Below are 13,849 nucleotides of genomic sequence, written 5' to 3'. Positions count from 1 at the left end.
GGGGGTTTTTGTCTTGGGGCCGCCGCTTCGCGCGGACTGGGCGGCTTCAGATCTCCACGGTGAAGCACCAGTCGAATGCCGGGTTCTCCAGCTCGCCGGTATGGCGTCGCACGTAGCCGCGCGGATTGCACACCACGCGCGCGCCGTCGAGACGGTAGTCGAAGCCCGTATGCGTATGGCCATGGATCCACAGGTCGGCCTGCGCAACCAGGTCGGGCCGGCGCGAGATGAAACCCGCGGAGACCACGTCGTGCGAGTAGCGTGGATCCAGGCTGCCGAGATCGGGGGCGTGGTGCGTCACCACCACGGTCTTGCCATCGAACGGCGCGGCGAGCTGCGCCGCCAGCCAGGCGCTGGCGGTCTCGTGCAGCGCGAGCGCATCGTCGGTGGTGAAGCGGCGGCGCTGGCCGTCGCCGCCGTCGATCTCGATCAGGCGGTGATCCACCATCCGGCTGGCGCACGCCCGCATGGCCTCGTCGCGCCGGCCGGTGCCGAACAGTGTGTAGTCGGTCCACCAGGTGGTGCCGATCACGCGCGCGCGCTCGCCGGCGGGGCCGTCGAAGTAGGCAACGGCCCCGTTGAGCAGATGGACATGGGCCGCGTCGCGCGCCGCGTCGGCCATGGCGGCCTCGGCCGTGTCGAACGCACTCTCGTAGTACTCGTGGTTGCCGGGCACGTAGACCACCGGCTGGGCAAACGTGCTGGCGGCCCAGTCCACGCCGGTGCGGCCGTTGGCAATGTCGCCCGCCAGTACCACCAGGTCGGCGGCGCAGTCGGGCACGGATGCGGGGATGTCGTGTTCGATGTGCAGGTCGCTGAGGATGCGGATCTTCATGCTCTCTCCATGCCGCGCGCACGCCCGGGCGCGGCGTGCCCGTTCGCATGGATTCTTCAGAAAACCCCGGCCGCGGTCAAGCGCGGCCGGGCCATGCACCTATTTGGAGATGCGCAGGATCTCGGAGGCGAGCTTGGAGAAGCAAGGCTTCAGGTTGTCGATGGTCTTGGCGTAGCAGTAGACGCCGGAGGTCTGGTTCTTGTTGTACAGCGGCGCGTCGATGGTATTCGCCATGTTCTTGAGCAGGTTCGCGTCGAAGCCGCCGTTGCCGTCGAGTCCCAGCGTGAACACGTACACATTGTTGTTGCGCAGGTAGCTGGCCATCTCCACAGCGACGTTGGTGGCGGCGTTGTAGACGTTCTGGGACGAGTATGCCGACGTGACGGTGTACGGCACGGTGGTCGGGTAGATCGGGAACTCCTGGTCGGAGGCATTGTGCGCGTTGTAGTACTGCGGCATGCCCATCGGCTGCACCGTCGTCGTGACGACGGTGCCGTCGCTGTTGCCGTTGTTGTCGTCGCCGGTGCTGTTGCTGTTGCTCACGTTGGCGCATGCGCCGCTCATCTTGGTGTTCTGTACCGTGGTGATATAGAAGCCATTGGGCGTGGAGCCGGGCGACGATGCCGTGATGCCGCCCGCGCAGCTGTTGCCGGTCGGCGTGGTGGCGCCGGTGGTGGTGGTGCTAGAGCAACTGCGGCGCCCGCACGTGGTGACCCGCGTACTCGTGGTGCTGCCCATCTGGTAGGTGGCCGCCAGCGTGTTGGGCTGCCCGTCCGAGAAGAACACCACCACGCGCAGGCTGGAGCGGTTGGTGGTGATGCTGTCAAGCTGGGAGCGGGCCTGGTACAGGGCCTCGGCATAGTTCGTGTTGCCGCCATTGCTCAGGCCGCTGATGGTGCTCTGCATCGTCTTGCGGTCGAAGCCGCGCGTGGTCTTGCTGATCGGGATGTCGGAGACAGCGCCCGAGGCGAAATGCACGAGCCCGACGCGGTCCGACGAGGGGCTGAACTGGTCGAGAAAGGTGTTGGCGTTGGACTTGACCGTGCTCCAGACGGGCGACATCGAACCGGACGCATCGATCACGAAGATCAGGTCGAGGTCCTTGCGGATCGACTGGGCCGTCGCGGCGACCGCGACGTTGTTCATGCCGAGCACCTTCATCAGTGTGAGCGGCATGGTGGCCGATGCCGAGACATTGATGGTGACCGCGCCCGCGGTCGGGGTGTCGAACAGCACGGCCGGCGTGGCCAGCGTCGGCACGGCCTGCAGGTAGCCGCTCGGGAAATTGGTGTTGAAGAAGTCCTGCGCCGCCTGCCGTGCGGCGGCCGCCTGGTCGGGTTGCGTGGTGCCGTTGGTGACGGCGCGCGCCGCGGCGACCGCGGCCGAGTCCACCGCGGCATTGAGCTTGGCCTTGGTCACGTAGGCCATGCCCGCGTCGATCGCGAGCCCGGCCGCGCCGAGCAGGCCGATCATCGTCACGGCGGCGACCAGGGTGATCTGGCCGCGCTGCCTGCCGGCACCCGGCGCGCGCGTGCTTCGCAGTGTCGTTCGCGGGGTTTTCATGGCGGCTCCTTTGTCTTGTTCTTGTGGCGGCAGTCAGAACGATGTGACCGAATACAGGTTGGGGCCGATGTCCGGCATCTTGAGCAGCCCCATGGTCAGCCCTTTGAACAACATGTCGAAGTTGTAGTAAGACTCGACCACGTAGACGATCTGGCCGTCGCTGAGCAGGCCCGTCATGGCATTGGCGGTGGGCGACGTGCTGCCGCCGGCGGGCATGCTGCCGCAGCTGCCGTCGCTCTGCCACTGGCCGCTGCCGCTGCCGCAGTTCCAGACCTTGCTGCCCGGGACCGAGCCGCCGAGCGACCAGCCCCCGGCCCAGCGGTATTGCTCGAGCACGATGTTGCGCACGGCGCAGTTCTTGCCGTTCTTGTTGCACTCGTTGTCGCCCATGACCTTGGTGATGTAGATCATGCCGCGCTGGCTCATTTTCAGCGGCGGCGTGGTCTGCGCCAGCGCGGTCATGATGTCCTGCGGCGTGTAGGCAGAGCTGCGCGAGGCGAGGCTGGCGCCTTCGCGCGTCAGGTTGACCAGGATCAGGTTGGCCTGGATGGCCCGCGCGAAGTCGATCACCGGCAGGGTGAGGAAGATGAAGATCGGCAGCAGGATGGCGAACTCGAGGCTGGCGATGCCGCGTGCGGCACGCCTGCGCGGCAGGGGGCGGATGCGTTTCATCAGAAGGCCTCGTTGCGCATGGTGGCGGCCACGCTGAACGTGTACTTGCCGCCCGTGGAAGAGAAGAACGCGGCCACCATCGGCGTGAGCAGCGGCCAGGAGCAATTGACCTGGATCACCACGAGGTCGCCGGCGCCGCCGAACATCGTGCCGCCGTTGGCCTGCGTGCTGCCGTTGACCCAGGTGGTCACGGTGGCGCCGGACATGTCGTAGATGCCCAGCGAGGTGTCGTGGATCTTGGCCAGCACGGCCTGGTAGCGCTGCTGGGTGGTGTTGGCCGGGTCGAGGGTACTCTGCCCGGTGACGGCGAAGCGCGCGCCTTCGCGCACGGCATTCTGCATGGTGAGGTTGGCGAACATCATCATGCTGAAGTCGACGATGGAGAAGAAGAGCAGGAAGAACACGGGCGCCACCAGCGCGAACTCGACGGCGCTGGCACCGCGCTGGCGCAGCCGCCCGAGGATTGCCGAGGGTTGCATGGTAGGACCTCCTGCGTTTGGTTGTGCCCGCCTTGCCTGCCATCGCCGCCGCGCCGCTGGCGCGGCCGGCGACGGGCGCGGGGTGGCCGGCCTATTGCCCGTTGCCCATCATGTACGGGATCAGCGTGCGGTAGAACTGGATTGCCGGCGAGCCGAGCAGCACCACGAACAGCGACGGCAGGATGAACAGCGTCAGCGGGAACAGCAGCTTCACGGCGATCTTGGCCGCGCATTCCTCGGCGCGCTGGCGGCGCTTGGTGCGCAGGGTGTCGGCGTGCACGCGCAGCGAGTCGGCCACGCTGGTGCCGAAGCGGTCGGCCTGGATCAGCATGCTGACCAGCATGTCGATGTCTTCCACGCCGGTGCGCAGCGCCAGGTTGCGCAGCGCCTTCTCGCGCGAGAGCCCGGCACGCAGCTCCAGCACCAGCAGTTCCAGCTCCTCGCCGAGCGCGCTCTTGTCCTTGCGCAGCTCGTCCACCACCTTGAGCAGGGCGGCGTCGAGCGCGAGGCCCGCTTCGACGCAGACGGTGATCAGGTCGAGCGCGTCGGGGAAGGCTTCGAAGATCGCCTCCTTGCGCACGCGGATGCGCCGGCGCAGCACCAGGTCGGGCAGGTAGAAGCCGGCAATGGCGGCGGCCAGCAGCGCGGCCGGCAGCAGGCGCGGGTTGTCCTCGCTGATCACCCCCTGCGTGGCCAGCAGCACCGCCAGCGGAAACAGCATGGCCAGCGCGGTCTTGGCGGCGAAGTAGACCGCCACGGCGGAAGGGCTGCGCCAGCCGGCGTTCATGAAGCGCGTGCGGATGGCCGAGCCTTCCCAGCCCTCCTTGGGCAGCGCGAGCCTGGCCAGCGGCTGGGACAGGCGCTCCAGCTTGCGCATCCAGTCGTCCTGCAGCACCGACGGCACCTCGTCCTCGGGCACGGCCGACTTGGTGACCTGGGTGATGCGCCGGCGCAGCGCATCGGCCTGGAATGTCATCATGGCGCCCAGCGTCACGCCGAAGGCCACCAGGAACGCGAAGACCAGGATCAGTATTTGCTCGATTCTCATGATTCCCCCTTCATCTTGGCCGTGGCGGCGTCCTACATGTGGATGCGGACGATCTTGCGCATCCACAGCAGGCCCAGCAGCATCAGCAGCACCGCGTATCCCACGATCCAGGGCCCGACCGGATCGCTCGCGAGCGGGTCGAGGAAGGTGGGATTGAGCACGTACATGGCGCCGGCCACGGCGAACGGCAGCACCGAGAGGATGATCCCGGAGAAGCGTCCTTCGGCAGACAGCACCCGCACGTGCCCGAGCAGCTTCATGCGCTCGCGGATGATGCGGCTGACGTTGCCGAGGATCTCCGCCAGGTTGCCGCCGGACTCGCGCTGGATCAGCACCGCGATGACGAGGTAGCGCAGGTCGGGCAGTGGCGCGCGGTCGGCCATGTTGGTGAGCGCGTCATGCATCGACGCGCCGAAGTTGAGTTCGTCGAACGTCATGCGGAACTCGGCGCCGAGCGGCTCCGGCAGTTCGTTGCCAGCCATGTCCAGCGCGCTCGAGAAAGAGTGCCCGGCGCGCAGCGCGCGGCTGATCAGGTCGGCGCCTTCCGGAAGCTGCGCTTCGATCAGCTGGAGGCGGCGGCTGCGGCGCCGGAGCACAAACCAGAGCGGCGTCGCGAGCGCGCACAGCGCGGCGGCCGCCACCGCGATGGGGGGCAGCCCCAGCAGCATGCCGAAGGCGAAGATCGCGGCCGCCGGAAGGAACGTGAAGCCCAGGAACGTCGACACGTTCCAGTACAGGCCCGACTGCATCAGCAGTTTGTCCAGCGCGTGGATGCGCGGCAGCTTGCGCAGCAGGCTGGCGAACCTGGCCGAGCCGGAGAGGGCACGCTCCTTCATGATGGACGCGGTGTGCTCGTCCCAGGTCGCGTGGGCCACCGCCTGCAGGCGGCGCCCCAGGCGCCGCGCGCCGGCGCTGTGCTTGTGCTGCCACCACTGGTAGCCCAGCACCAGCAACAGCACGATGGCGATGAACAGCGAGAGGGCGAAGGCCGCGAGAGTCGGGTTCATGGCTGGTCTCCTGCGCAGGGCGTGCGCGGTTCATACCTCGAAGCGCATGGATGGCTCGAACAGCCGTTCCGGCACGGTCACGCCGAACGCCTGCAGCCGCTCGCAGAAGTGCGGGCGCACGCCGGTGGCGCAGAAGTGGCCCTTCACGCGGCCCTCGGCGTCGACGCCGGAACGCTTGAAGGTGAAGATCTCCTGCATGTTGACGACATCGCTCTCCATGCCGGTGATCTCCTGCACGCTCATCAGCTTGCGGCGGCCGTCGGTCAGGCGCGAGACCTGCAGGATCACGGTCAGTGCCGACACGATCTGCTGGCGCATGGTGCGCGGCGGCAGCGACAGGCCGGCCATGCTGATCATGTTCTCGAGCCGGGTCAGCGCGTCGCGCGGGCTGTTGGCGTGGATGGTGGCGAGCGAGCCTTCGTGGCCGGTGTTCATCGCGTGCAGCATGTCGAGCGCCTCGGCGCCGCGGACTTCGCCCAGGATGATGCGGTCCGGGCGCATCCGCAGCGCGTTCTTTACCAGCGCGCGCTGCGTGATCTCGCCCCGGCCTTCGATGTTGGGCGGGCGCGTTTCGAGGCGCAGCACATGGTTCTGCCGCATCTGGAGTTCGGCCGCGTCCTCGATCGTGACGATGCGCTCGCTCGCCGGGATAAAGCCCGACAGGATGTTGAGCATGGTGGTCTTGCCGCTGCCGGTGCCGCCCGAGATCAGGATATTGAGCTTGGCCTTGACCATGGCTTCGATCAGCTGCGCCATCGGCGGTGTGAGCGTCTGTAGCTCCACCAGGTCCTTGACCATCAGCGGGTTCACGGAGAAGCGCCGGATGGAGAGCAGGGGGCCGTCCACCGCGGACGGCGGGATGATGGCGTTGACGCGCGAGCCGTCGGGCAGGCGCGCATCCACCATCGGGCTCGATTCGTCGATGCGCCGGCCCACGCGCGACACCATCTTGTCGATGACCTTCATCAGGTGGGCATCGTCGCGGAAGGTCACGTCGGTCAGCTCCAGCTTGCCGCGGCGCTCCACATAGACCTGCTTGAACGTGTTGACCAGGATGTCGGAGACGGTGGGGTCGGTGAGCAGCGGCTCGAGCGGGCCGAAGCCCAGCATCTCGTCGCGCACGTCCGACACCAGCCGCTTGCGCTCGGTCTCGTTGATCGGTATGTTGCGCTCGTCGATGATGCGCTCCACCAGCAACGCCAGTTCGCGGCGGACCTGCTCGGGCGAGAGCCGTTGCAGCTTTTCCAGTTCCACGCGTTCGATGATGGCTTCGTGGATCTCCATCTTGAGCTGCTGGTAGGCGGCGTTGGCGGTGGTGGTGGCCGGGCCGACGCGCTCGGCCACGGTCTCGCCGGCCTTTTCATAGAGTTGTTCACGCAGTGACATGTCGATTCTCCGTGGCGCGTCGCGCGCCGGTATCCGATTCGCGGACTAGTCCCTTTGCCGGCGCTCAGGCGTGCCGTTCCACCGGCACGCCCTGCGCGCCGCGGTCCTTGCCATGGCCGAGCAGCTTGCGCAGCAGGCCCTCGTGCTGCCTCGGCGCATTCGGGTAGACGGTCTCGACCATCTGCACCAGCGCGCGCGAGATCGCGCTGTGCTCGCCCAGTTGCAGCACGGGCAGGCCCTGGTTGCTCGCGTCGCGCGCGGCTCGGGCATCCGCCGGCAGCACATGCGCTACCTTGGCGCCCAGGGTTTCCTCGAGCGTGCGTACGCTCACCGGCGAATGCTTGTCGAAGGCGTTGACCACCAGGTGCATGCGCTCGGCCGGATAGCCCAGCGAGCGGAAGATGTCCATCAGGCTGCGCCCGGCGCGCAGGTAGGGCAGGCTGAGCTGCATCACGGGGTAGATCGTGTCGCTGTGATCCAGCACCATGATCGACGAAGGGTTGATGTCCTGCCCGATGTCGAAGATGATCACGTCGTAGGCCGGACGCACCAGGTCCAGGATGTTCTCGAGATGGGCGGACTTGATGTCGCCCGCCTTGACCGGGTCGCCGGCCCCGGCGATCACATCGAAGTTCGGATGCGCGTGCGTGATGCAGGCGTCGAGCAAGGCCAGGTCCAGCCGGTCCACCTGCTGGCAGATATCGGCCAGCGTGGCCGGCGGCGCCTTGTCGGTGACCAGGAAGGCAGCGTCGCCGAACTGCTGGACCAGGTCCACCAGCAGCACGCGCTTGTGGCGCCGCGCGGCCAGCGCGTAGCCAAAGTTGGCGGCGACGAACGTGGTGCCGCTGCCGCCCTTGCAGGCGGCGAAGGTGAAGGTGCGCGCCTCAAGGCTGCTGCCGGTGAGCGGCTTGACCGCGAGCCGCTCGAGCTCGTCGTTGAACTCGCGCGGGTCCAGCGGCCAGTGCAGCACGCTGCGGATGCCCATGCGCATGGCCCGCATCAGCAGCTCGGCCGACGGCGACGGCGCGACCAGGATGCAGGGCACGTCGCCCGGCTCGGGGAAGCGCTGGCGCAGCCGCTCGAGGATGTCGGGGCTGAAGTCGTCGGCCTGCAGCACCAGGAAGTCGGAGGGATGGATCAGCCCGGCCATGCCGAGCGCCTTCTCCGGGTCGGCGCAGACCAGTTGCAGCTGGCGTTGCGTGGCGGCCTGTCCGGCCATCGAGGACATCTGCCGCGCACGCGTCTCGTCGCCCGAGACCAGAATAAGCTTTGCCATCTCCATTTCTCCCAGTTTCAGTTGAAGCTGCCGGTGCGCGGCGGCGCTTCCGGAGCCGCCGCGCACCGCCTTCCGGTCATGGCGCCGAGGACATCGCCGACGACGAGCCCGAGCCGACCCCGATCGCGTACGCGTTCGCGTCGGTGGGCGGGTTGCGGTACGACTGGTTGTAGCGGTCCATCGCGTAGGTGGCGCTGCGGGCGTCGACGCCGGTGACCGGGTCGGTGTTCAGCGATGCATCCGGGTTGAGCGTCTGCATGGCGCGCACGATGCGCACCGCTTCGCCGAAGTGGGCGTCGTACACCGGCGTGGTGGTCATGCAGCCGGCCAGGCCAGCTGCCGCGCACGCGGCGGCGCTGGCGAGGGCGAACCGCGCGACGCGGGCAAGGCTATGGCGGAAGTCCATGATGTGTCCCCTGTTCATTGCGCGGAGTCCGCGCTAGTCGCCGTACCGGCGATGGTGGGTGCGGGCAGGGCGGCGGCGCTGTCGCGCGGACCGGCCATCGGCTCCTGTCTCGTGGTGGGCGCGGCCGGGGCCGGGGCCATCGGTGCGGCCGGAGCGCCGACCGGCGCGGGCTGCGGGTTGGCTGGCGCGGCCGGCAGCAGGTTCACGTCGGGATGACCTTCCATGTTGCCGTTGATGAAGACCTCGCCCGGCGTCGGCTTGCCGAAGGAGTCGGTCGGCATCGGGTAGTTGGCCGGCAACGGCTTGACCAGGCGCGGCGTCACCACGAACAGCAGCTCGCTCTTGTCCTGCTGGAAGTTGGTGCTGCGGAACAGGTTGCCAAGGATGGGCAGCTCGCCCGCGCCCGGCAGTGCTTTCAGGCTACCCGTCACGTTGCTCTTGATCAGGCCGCCGATGGCGAAGCTCTGCCCGTCCATGACCTGCAGCGTGGTGGATGCGCGCCGGGTCGTGATCAAAGGCAGGATGGTGGTGCCGCTCAGGTTGGGCGCGGTCAGCGCGACGCCGGTCGGCGACAGCTCGGACACCTCGGGCGCCACCTTCAGGTTGATGCGGCCGTTGGCGAGTACCGTCGGCGTGAAGCGCAGTCCCACGCCGAAGGTTTCTTCCTGCAGCGTGATGGTGGTGCCGCCCGCGCTCGAAGCCTGCGGTACCGGGATAAACACCTTGCCGCCGGCGAGGAAGCTGGCTTCCTGCCCGCTGATGGCCATCAGGTTGGGCTCGGCCAGCACCTTGACCAGGCTGTCGCCTTTTTGTGCATCGACCTGGAAGTTGAAGGGCAGGTTATTGTTCTTGACACCGGAGAGCACGCCCGCGCCGCCCGAGAGGAAGTTGGCCAGCAGGCCGAAGGTCCAGCTGCCGAAGGCGCCGTTGAGGTTGGCCGCGGCGCCGAGCTGGTCGATCAGCGTCTTGGAGACTTCGGCGACCTTCACTTCCAGCATCACCTGCTGGGGCGCGTCGACGCTCATCATGTTGATGATGCGCTGGCTGCGCAGCGGCTGCCCGCCGGCGCCGCCAGCGCCGACCATGCCCATCCCCATGCCGCCCATGGGCATGCCGTTCATGGCGAGCATGGGCTGGCCGGGCGCGCCGAAGCCTTGCGGGGGCGCCGACATCGGGCTGCGCGTCTGGCGGATCACGAACGCGTTGGCGATGTCGATCACCATCTGCGCCACGGTGGAGTCCGGCACGTTGCCGGTCAGCACCAGGCTGTCGGCCGCCGACGATACGCGCACCTTGCGGGCCTCGGGCACGAGCTCGTGCAGGCTGGTCTGCAGGCCGCCGGGGTCGGCGCCCACCGTGACGTCGATCACGGTGCAGTTGCCACTCTTGCCCTGCACGATCATGTTGGTCGTGCCGATATCCAGGCCGAGCAGGTAGAGCGTCTGCGGCGACACCAGCATGGCCTGGACCACGCCTGGGTTGCCCAGCGTGCGCGTGCGCACGGCCTCGGGCAACTGCAGCATGCGCGACTTGCCGACCGGCACCGTCACCTGTTGCGGATCGCGCGTGGCGCCAGAGCAGTTCGGGCCGCGGCTGATGCTGGCGTCGGCGGGCGGCGGTGGCACGCTGGCCGCGCCGATCGTGAGCTGGATCGGGCCGTTGGCGGCCAGCTTCATTGCCTGTGGCGCGGCCTGGGCGGCTGCGTTCGCCGCATTGGCCGCATTCGCTGCGTTGCCAGCATTGCCAGTGTTGCCGGCGGTGCCTGCGGCATCGGCGGCCTGTGCCTGTTCACTGGCCAGCCAGACGCAGGTCATGGACAGCACGGCGAGCGCGGTTAGGTTCAGGCGTGAGGGGCCGTTGCGCGGCGCACGGCTGCGCGGGCTGCCCTCCTGGGTATGGTGTCGATCCATTTGATTTCCCCGGTTTGTTGACCCCATTGGCTGGGGCCGGCATCTGGCTTGCTCAGCGTGCGCGCATTAGAAGCATTCTTGGTTTTGCTGCATCCCGCTGATCACGCCCACGCAGTTGCGCGAGACCTTCTTCTCGGCGATGCGCTGCACGACCTGCACCACCTTGGCCACCGGCGCGGCCGTCACCGCGGCCTTGAGCACCGGTTCGTTGAGCAGGCTGCGCTTGGTGGCGCCGGCGGTTTCCACCGGGCGCGGATCGATCTGGTTGCGCAGCACCAGCGAGAGCGTGCCCACGCTGCGTGCGAGGTCGAGCTTCTCGGCTTCGTCGGGAGAGACTTCCAGCGTCACGGCGTTGACCACCTTGGGTTTGGTCTCGTCGCGGTTGACCTCCTGCGCGATGGCGAGCACGAGGATCTTCTCGAGCACGATCTTGGAGATCGACTGCTCGGTCTGCGAGGCGCCTTCGTTCTTGGCCTGGTCTTTCTGTGTGTTGACGATGATGTCGACGAAGCTGCCCGGCAGCGCGAAGCCGGCCACGCCCACCACGTCGTTGACGCGCACGGTGATGGCGCGCTTGCCTTCGGCGATCACGGCGGAGAGGCCGCCGCGCGTGCCGACCGGCGTGAGCTTGGATTCGAGGATGGGCTCGCCGCGCATCACGCTGGCCTTGGTCACGCGCCCGTCGATCAGCTTCTGGTCGGTCAGCGCGCCGGGCGGCAGGCTCTCGCGCGGCCAGTCGACGACCTTGACGAACTCGGGCGCGAGCCGCTGCCCGAGGTTGATGTCGGTACCGGCCACTAACACCTTGGTGACGCTGCCCGAGCTCTGCTCGATCATCCAGCGCGAGGCCAGCACGACCGCCGCCAGCCCGGCCAGTGCCGCCACCAGCAGCATCACGATTGCACGTACGTTTCTCATTTGACGGTCCCCCCAGTGTGGATCCAGGCAACGGCGGCGCCGGCGAGGCACGAACGCCCCCCCTGGCTGTCACGCCAGACTCGGTTCATCGGCGCCGCGCGCGGCGGCGTTCAGTCGAATGCGGTGATGCCGCGGCGATGCCCCAGGCGGTGTGCGTCCGCGTGGCTGCGCCGGTAGCCCTGGGCGTGGCCCGCGGCGAGCGGGTTGCACTGGCGCGAGCGCCTGCGCGCGCCTGCGCTCGCGCGGCCGGGCTGCCAGGCGCCATGCGGCGCGGCGCGCCGGATGGCCGCCTGGCGGCGGTGGGCCGGCGGGGCGGGGGCCCGCGGCGATGCGGTGRGTGGGTGCTCGCGCATGATGGTTCTCTCCCGTTCCGGCCCGTCGTCAGCGGCGGTGCCGGTCGTTCTGGTGGCTCTTGCCGTTCTCGTTGCCGCGTCGTGCCTGCTGTGTATCCAGCGCTGTGTTTTTCTTTTTTTCTTTCTTTTCTTTTGTTCTTCCTGCCCCCGGGGCGCGCGTTTCAGACCGCGCCCGTCATCACCATCAGCACGCCGCCCGCCATGGCCACGGCGTAGGGCAGGCGCGCTGCGGTCGTCAGGTTGTCCTTGCCCGCCACGTCGGCGCGCAGGCCGAAGGGCAGCCACAACAGCCGGGCGCACAGCCCGGCGAAGGTCTGGCGCGCCTGCTTGCGCGCCAGCACGATGATGAGGGCCAGCAGTCCGCCCATGGCGAAGCTGGCCACGGCGATCTGCAGCGCCGCCGCCGCGCCGACGAAGGCGCCGATGCTCGCCATCAGCTTGGCGTCGCCGGCGCCGACGGCGCCGAGCATGTACAGCACGAGGAACGGGCCGAGGCCGGCGAGCGCGCCGGTCAGCCAGGCCTGCGTCCCGTGGAGGAATCCATGCAGCGCGACCTGCAGCACCAATGCCACCATCAGGCCCGCCCCAACCAGCCAGTTCGGGATGCGGTGGCTGCGCAGGTCGCTGGCGGCGGCGATGCCGACCAGGGTGAGCAGGCATCCGCTGGTGAGTGGGTCAAAGGTGCTCATGGCATTCTCGTGGCGGCAAGGGGTGGCGGCGCGATGCGGGTATCCGGCTTGAGCGTCCTGACGCGCGGCCCGGCCGGCTCGGCTGTGCCGGCCGGGGCGCGCTTGCCACGGTCTCAGGCGGCGGCCGCCGTCAGCGCGACCTGGATCCGCGTCCAGATCCTCCCGACCGCGGTCGCGAGCGTCGGGCCCGATACGATCATGACCAGCGCCACGAATGCCAGCAGCAGTGCATATTCGACCCCCGCTGCGCCGTCTTCGTCTTGCGCAAAACGCTTGATGCCTTCGAACATGGAGTTCATGTCCTTCTCCTTTACGTCATGGTTCAAGGGGAAAAAGCGCCCGCTGAGAATCGGGCACAAGATTCGGCCGGTGGTGCCAGCCGTGGCCAAGCCAGAGGGTTCGCCGATGTCGCGAGCGTGCCGGCGCAACAGCGATGCATGGATCGCTGCCTCCCCGTAGCGCTGCGCGACAAGGCGGGCCTCCCGGCTCCACCAGTCTCCAGGGGACCTCATGACCGTGACCAGCCGGCGGGTCCTCACCCGGCGCATCGCCGCTTGCTGCGGCTTGTTGCGCTGGTAGGTGCCGCGGACCGGTTCTGTCCTCCCTCAGGAACCGGTCCGCGCCTGAAAATGCTGCAAGACTGCTATTGATCGCCGCCGCGGTGTGTCGCAATTCGCCGCTGCGGTGTGGGCCATGGATATAAAGTTGCGCTGGCCCTGCGCCAAACCTCCCCGCGAAGCGGCTGCCCTGTCACGGCAACCGCTTCCCCCCCGTTTCAACTCGTTTGTCGTGATGCCGGGGCTGGTGGATTGCACCGCCTTGGTCCTGGCATCCTCGGCGTACCGTCTATCCCTGCTTTCGGTCGCTCTGGTCTTTGTAACGGGGAATAGAGCGACGAACATGCCAGCGCAGCTAAGTGCCTGATTTGATTGGTGATGTTTTTGGGCCACTTGTTACAGACCGATTTTCTTGTAACAGGATGTTTCCTTGTTGTTACTGCTCCGGAGCCGTTGCGGGCCCGGAAAAGTCAATTGTGCTGCCCAGGGAGTGACGCAATGGGCGTGTGGCGGCACTGAAAAGTGCGCAATGCGCATTGCGGGGCCTGGCTTTCGGTGAAGCGCCACCGGGCAGGCGAGGGTAATCGCGCAGCGGTATCCGGGTGGTGGAGCAGTCGCCGCACGGCCGCGCGATTGGTTGCACGCGCGATACGGCTTTGCGGGGTTCAGGTATGGCCGCGAAGGCACGCGATGCCTTCCGCATGCCCGCGGGCGCGCCGGAGAGGGGCGGCAAGGATGACCTGGGCGGCA

14 protein-coding genes are annotated in these 13,849 nt (G+C 67.9%); all 14 read right to left on the bottom strand.

Features of this window, described 5'->3' with window-relative positions:
• Positions 1-46: 46 nt before the first annotated feature.
• Entirely contained in the window at positions 47-835 is a 789-nt protein-coding gene (locus tag AB4Z48_RS04095) for a metallophosphoesterase (protein WP_441612590.1), read from the bottom strand.
• Between the two features lie 99 nt (positions 836-934).
• Positions 935-2,398, bottom strand: a complete 1,464-nt coding sequence (locus tag AB4Z48_RS04090; RefSeq protein ID WP_441612589.1) for a VWA domain-containing protein — start codon at positions 2,396-2,398, stop codon at positions 935-937.
• A gap of 33 nt (positions 2,399-2,431) precedes the next feature.
• On the bottom strand, positions 2,432-3,070 hold the full coding sequence (locus AB4Z48_RS04085; protein WP_441612588.1) for a TadE family protein: 639 nt from the start codon (positions 3,068-3,070) through the stop codon (positions 2,432-2,434).
• Positions 3,070-3,549, bottom strand: coding sequence for a TadE/TadG family type IV pilus assembly protein (locus AB4Z48_RS04080; RefSeq protein WP_441612587.1), 480 nt, complete (start codon positions 3,547-3,549; stop codon positions 3,070-3,072). The genes AB4Z48_RS04085 and AB4Z48_RS04080 overlap by 1 nt, the downstream gene beginning before the upstream one ends.
• A gap of 91 nt (positions 3,550-3,640) precedes the next feature.
• Positions 3,641-4,597 carry a type II secretion system F family protein gene (locus tag AB4Z48_RS04075; RefSeq protein ID WP_441612586.1) on the bottom strand — a complete coding sequence of 319 codons (957 nt, stop codon included), beginning with the start codon at positions 4,595-4,597 and terminating at the stop codon, positions 3,641-3,643.
• Between the two features lie 32 nt (positions 4,598-4,629).
• On the bottom strand, positions 4,630-5,604 hold the full coding sequence (locus tag AB4Z48_RS04070; RefSeq protein ID WP_441612585.1) for a type II secretion system F family protein: 975 nt from the start codon (positions 5,602-5,604) through the stop codon (positions 4,630-4,632).
• A gap of 30 nt (positions 5,605-5,634) precedes the next feature.
• A complete protein-coding gene (locus AB4Z48_RS04065; protein ID WP_441612584.1) occupies positions 5,635-6,990 on the bottom strand; it encodes a CpaF family protein in 1,356 nt (451 codons plus the stop codon).
• Positions 6,991-7,054: 64 nt separating this feature from the next.
• Positions 7,055-8,266 carry an AAA family ATPase gene (locus AB4Z48_RS04060; protein ID WP_441612583.1) on the bottom strand — a complete coding sequence of 404 codons (1,212 nt, stop codon included), beginning with the start codon at positions 8,264-8,266 and terminating at the stop codon, positions 7,055-7,057.
• 76 nt (positions 8,267-8,342) lie between these two features.
• Positions 8,343-8,672 (bottom strand): hypothetical protein, encoded by a 330-nt coding sequence (locus tag AB4Z48_RS04055; RefSeq protein WP_441612582.1) that lies wholly within the window; start codon positions 8,670-8,672, stop codon positions 8,343-8,345.
• A gap of 14 nt (positions 8,673-8,686) precedes the next feature.
• Complete coding sequence (locus AB4Z48_RS04050; RefSeq protein WP_441612581.1) at positions 8,687-10,582, bottom strand: type II and III secretion system protein family protein; 1,896 nt, start codon at positions 10,580-10,582, stop codon at positions 8,687-8,689.
• 66 nt (positions 10,583-10,648) lie between these two features.
• On the bottom strand, positions 10,649-11,500 hold the full coding sequence (gene cpaB / locus AB4Z48_RS04045) for a Flp pilus assembly protein CpaB (RefSeq protein ID WP_441612580.1): 852 nt from the start codon (positions 11,498-11,500) through the stop codon (positions 10,649-10,651).
• A 110-nt stretch (positions 11,501-11,610) separates the two neighbouring features.
• On the bottom strand, positions 11,611-11,853 hold the full coding sequence (locus AB4Z48_RS04040; protein ID WP_441612579.1) for a hypothetical protein: 243 nt from the start codon (positions 11,851-11,853) through the stop codon (positions 11,611-11,613).
• A gap of 161 nt (positions 11,854-12,014) precedes the next feature.
• The gene (locus AB4Z48_RS04035) at positions 12,015-12,542 is read right to left on the bottom strand and encodes an A24 family peptidase (RefSeq protein WP_441612578.1); all 528 of its coding nucleotides are present in this window, start codon (positions 12,540-12,542) and stop codon (positions 12,015-12,017) included.
• A gap of 113 nt (positions 12,543-12,655) precedes the next feature.
• On the bottom strand, positions 12,656-12,841 hold the full coding sequence (locus AB4Z48_RS04030; RefSeq protein ID WP_441612577.1) for a Flp family type IVb pilin: 186 nt from the start codon (positions 12,839-12,841) through the stop codon (positions 12,656-12,658).
• Between the last annotated feature and the right edge of the window lie 1,008 nt (positions 12,842-13,849).

It is taken from the genome of Cupriavidus sp. 2TAF22 (assembly GCF_052115045.1).
Lineage (GTDB): Bacteria > Pseudomonadota > Gammaproteobacteria > Burkholderiales > Burkholderiaceae > Cupriavidus.
Note: the sequence above shows the minus strand (reverse complement) of the source record. Positions and strands in the feature narration are given on the sequence as shown.

Bases quoted from the DNA above. Each gene is read 5' to 3' on its own strand.
- AB4Z48_RS04085 (WP_441612588.1), bottom strand. From the start codon at position 3,070: ATGAAACGCATCCGCCCCCTGCCGCGCAGGCGTGCCGCACGCGGCATC.
- AB4Z48_RS04055 (WP_441612582.1), bottom strand. From the start codon at position 8,672: ATGGACTTCCGCCATAGCCTTGCCCGCGTCGCGCGGTTCGCCCTCGCC.
- AB4Z48_RS04075 (WP_441612586.1), bottom strand. From the start codon at position 4,597: ATGAGAATCGAGCAAATACTGATCCTGGTCTTCGCGTTCCTGGTGGCC.
- AB4Z48_RS04050 (WP_441612581.1), bottom strand. From the start codon at position 10,582: ATGGATCGACACCATACCCAGGAGGGCAGCCCGCGCAGCCGTGCGCCG.
- AB4Z48_RS04035 (WP_441612578.1), bottom strand. From the start codon at position 12,542: ATGAGCACCTTTGACCCACTCACCAGCGGATGCCTGCTCACCCTGGTC.
- AB4Z48_RS04060 (WP_441612583.1), bottom strand. From the start codon at position 8,266: ATGGCAAAGCTTATTCTGGTCTCGGGCGACGAGACGCGTGCGCGGCAG.
- AB4Z48_RS04095 (WP_441612590.1), bottom strand. From the start codon at position 835: ATGAAGATCCGCATCCTCAGCGACCTGCACATCGAACACGACATCCCC.
- AB4Z48_RS04070 (WP_441612585.1), bottom strand. From the start codon at position 5,604: ATGAACCCGACTCTCGCGGCCTTCGCCCTCTCGCTGTTCATCGCCATC.
- AB4Z48_RS04080 (WP_441612587.1), bottom strand. From the start codon at position 3,549: ATGCAACCCTCGGCAATCCTCGGGCGGCTGCGCCAGCGCGGTGCCAGC.
- AB4Z48_RS04090 (WP_441612589.1), bottom strand. From the start codon at position 2,398: ATGAAAACCCCGCGAACGACACTGCGAAGCACGCGCGCGCCGGGTGCC.
- AB4Z48_RS04065 (WP_441612584.1), bottom strand. From the start codon at position 6,990: ATGTCACTGCGTGAACAACTCTATGAAAAGGCCGGCGAGACCGTGGCC.
- AB4Z48_RS04030 (WP_441612577.1), bottom strand. From the start codon at position 12,841: ATGAACTCCATGTTCGAAGGCATCAAGCGTTTTGCGCAAGACGAAGAC.
- cpaB (WP_441612580.1), bottom strand. From the start codon at position 11,500: ATGAGAAACGTACGTGCAATCGTGATGCTGCTGGTGGCGGCACTGGCC.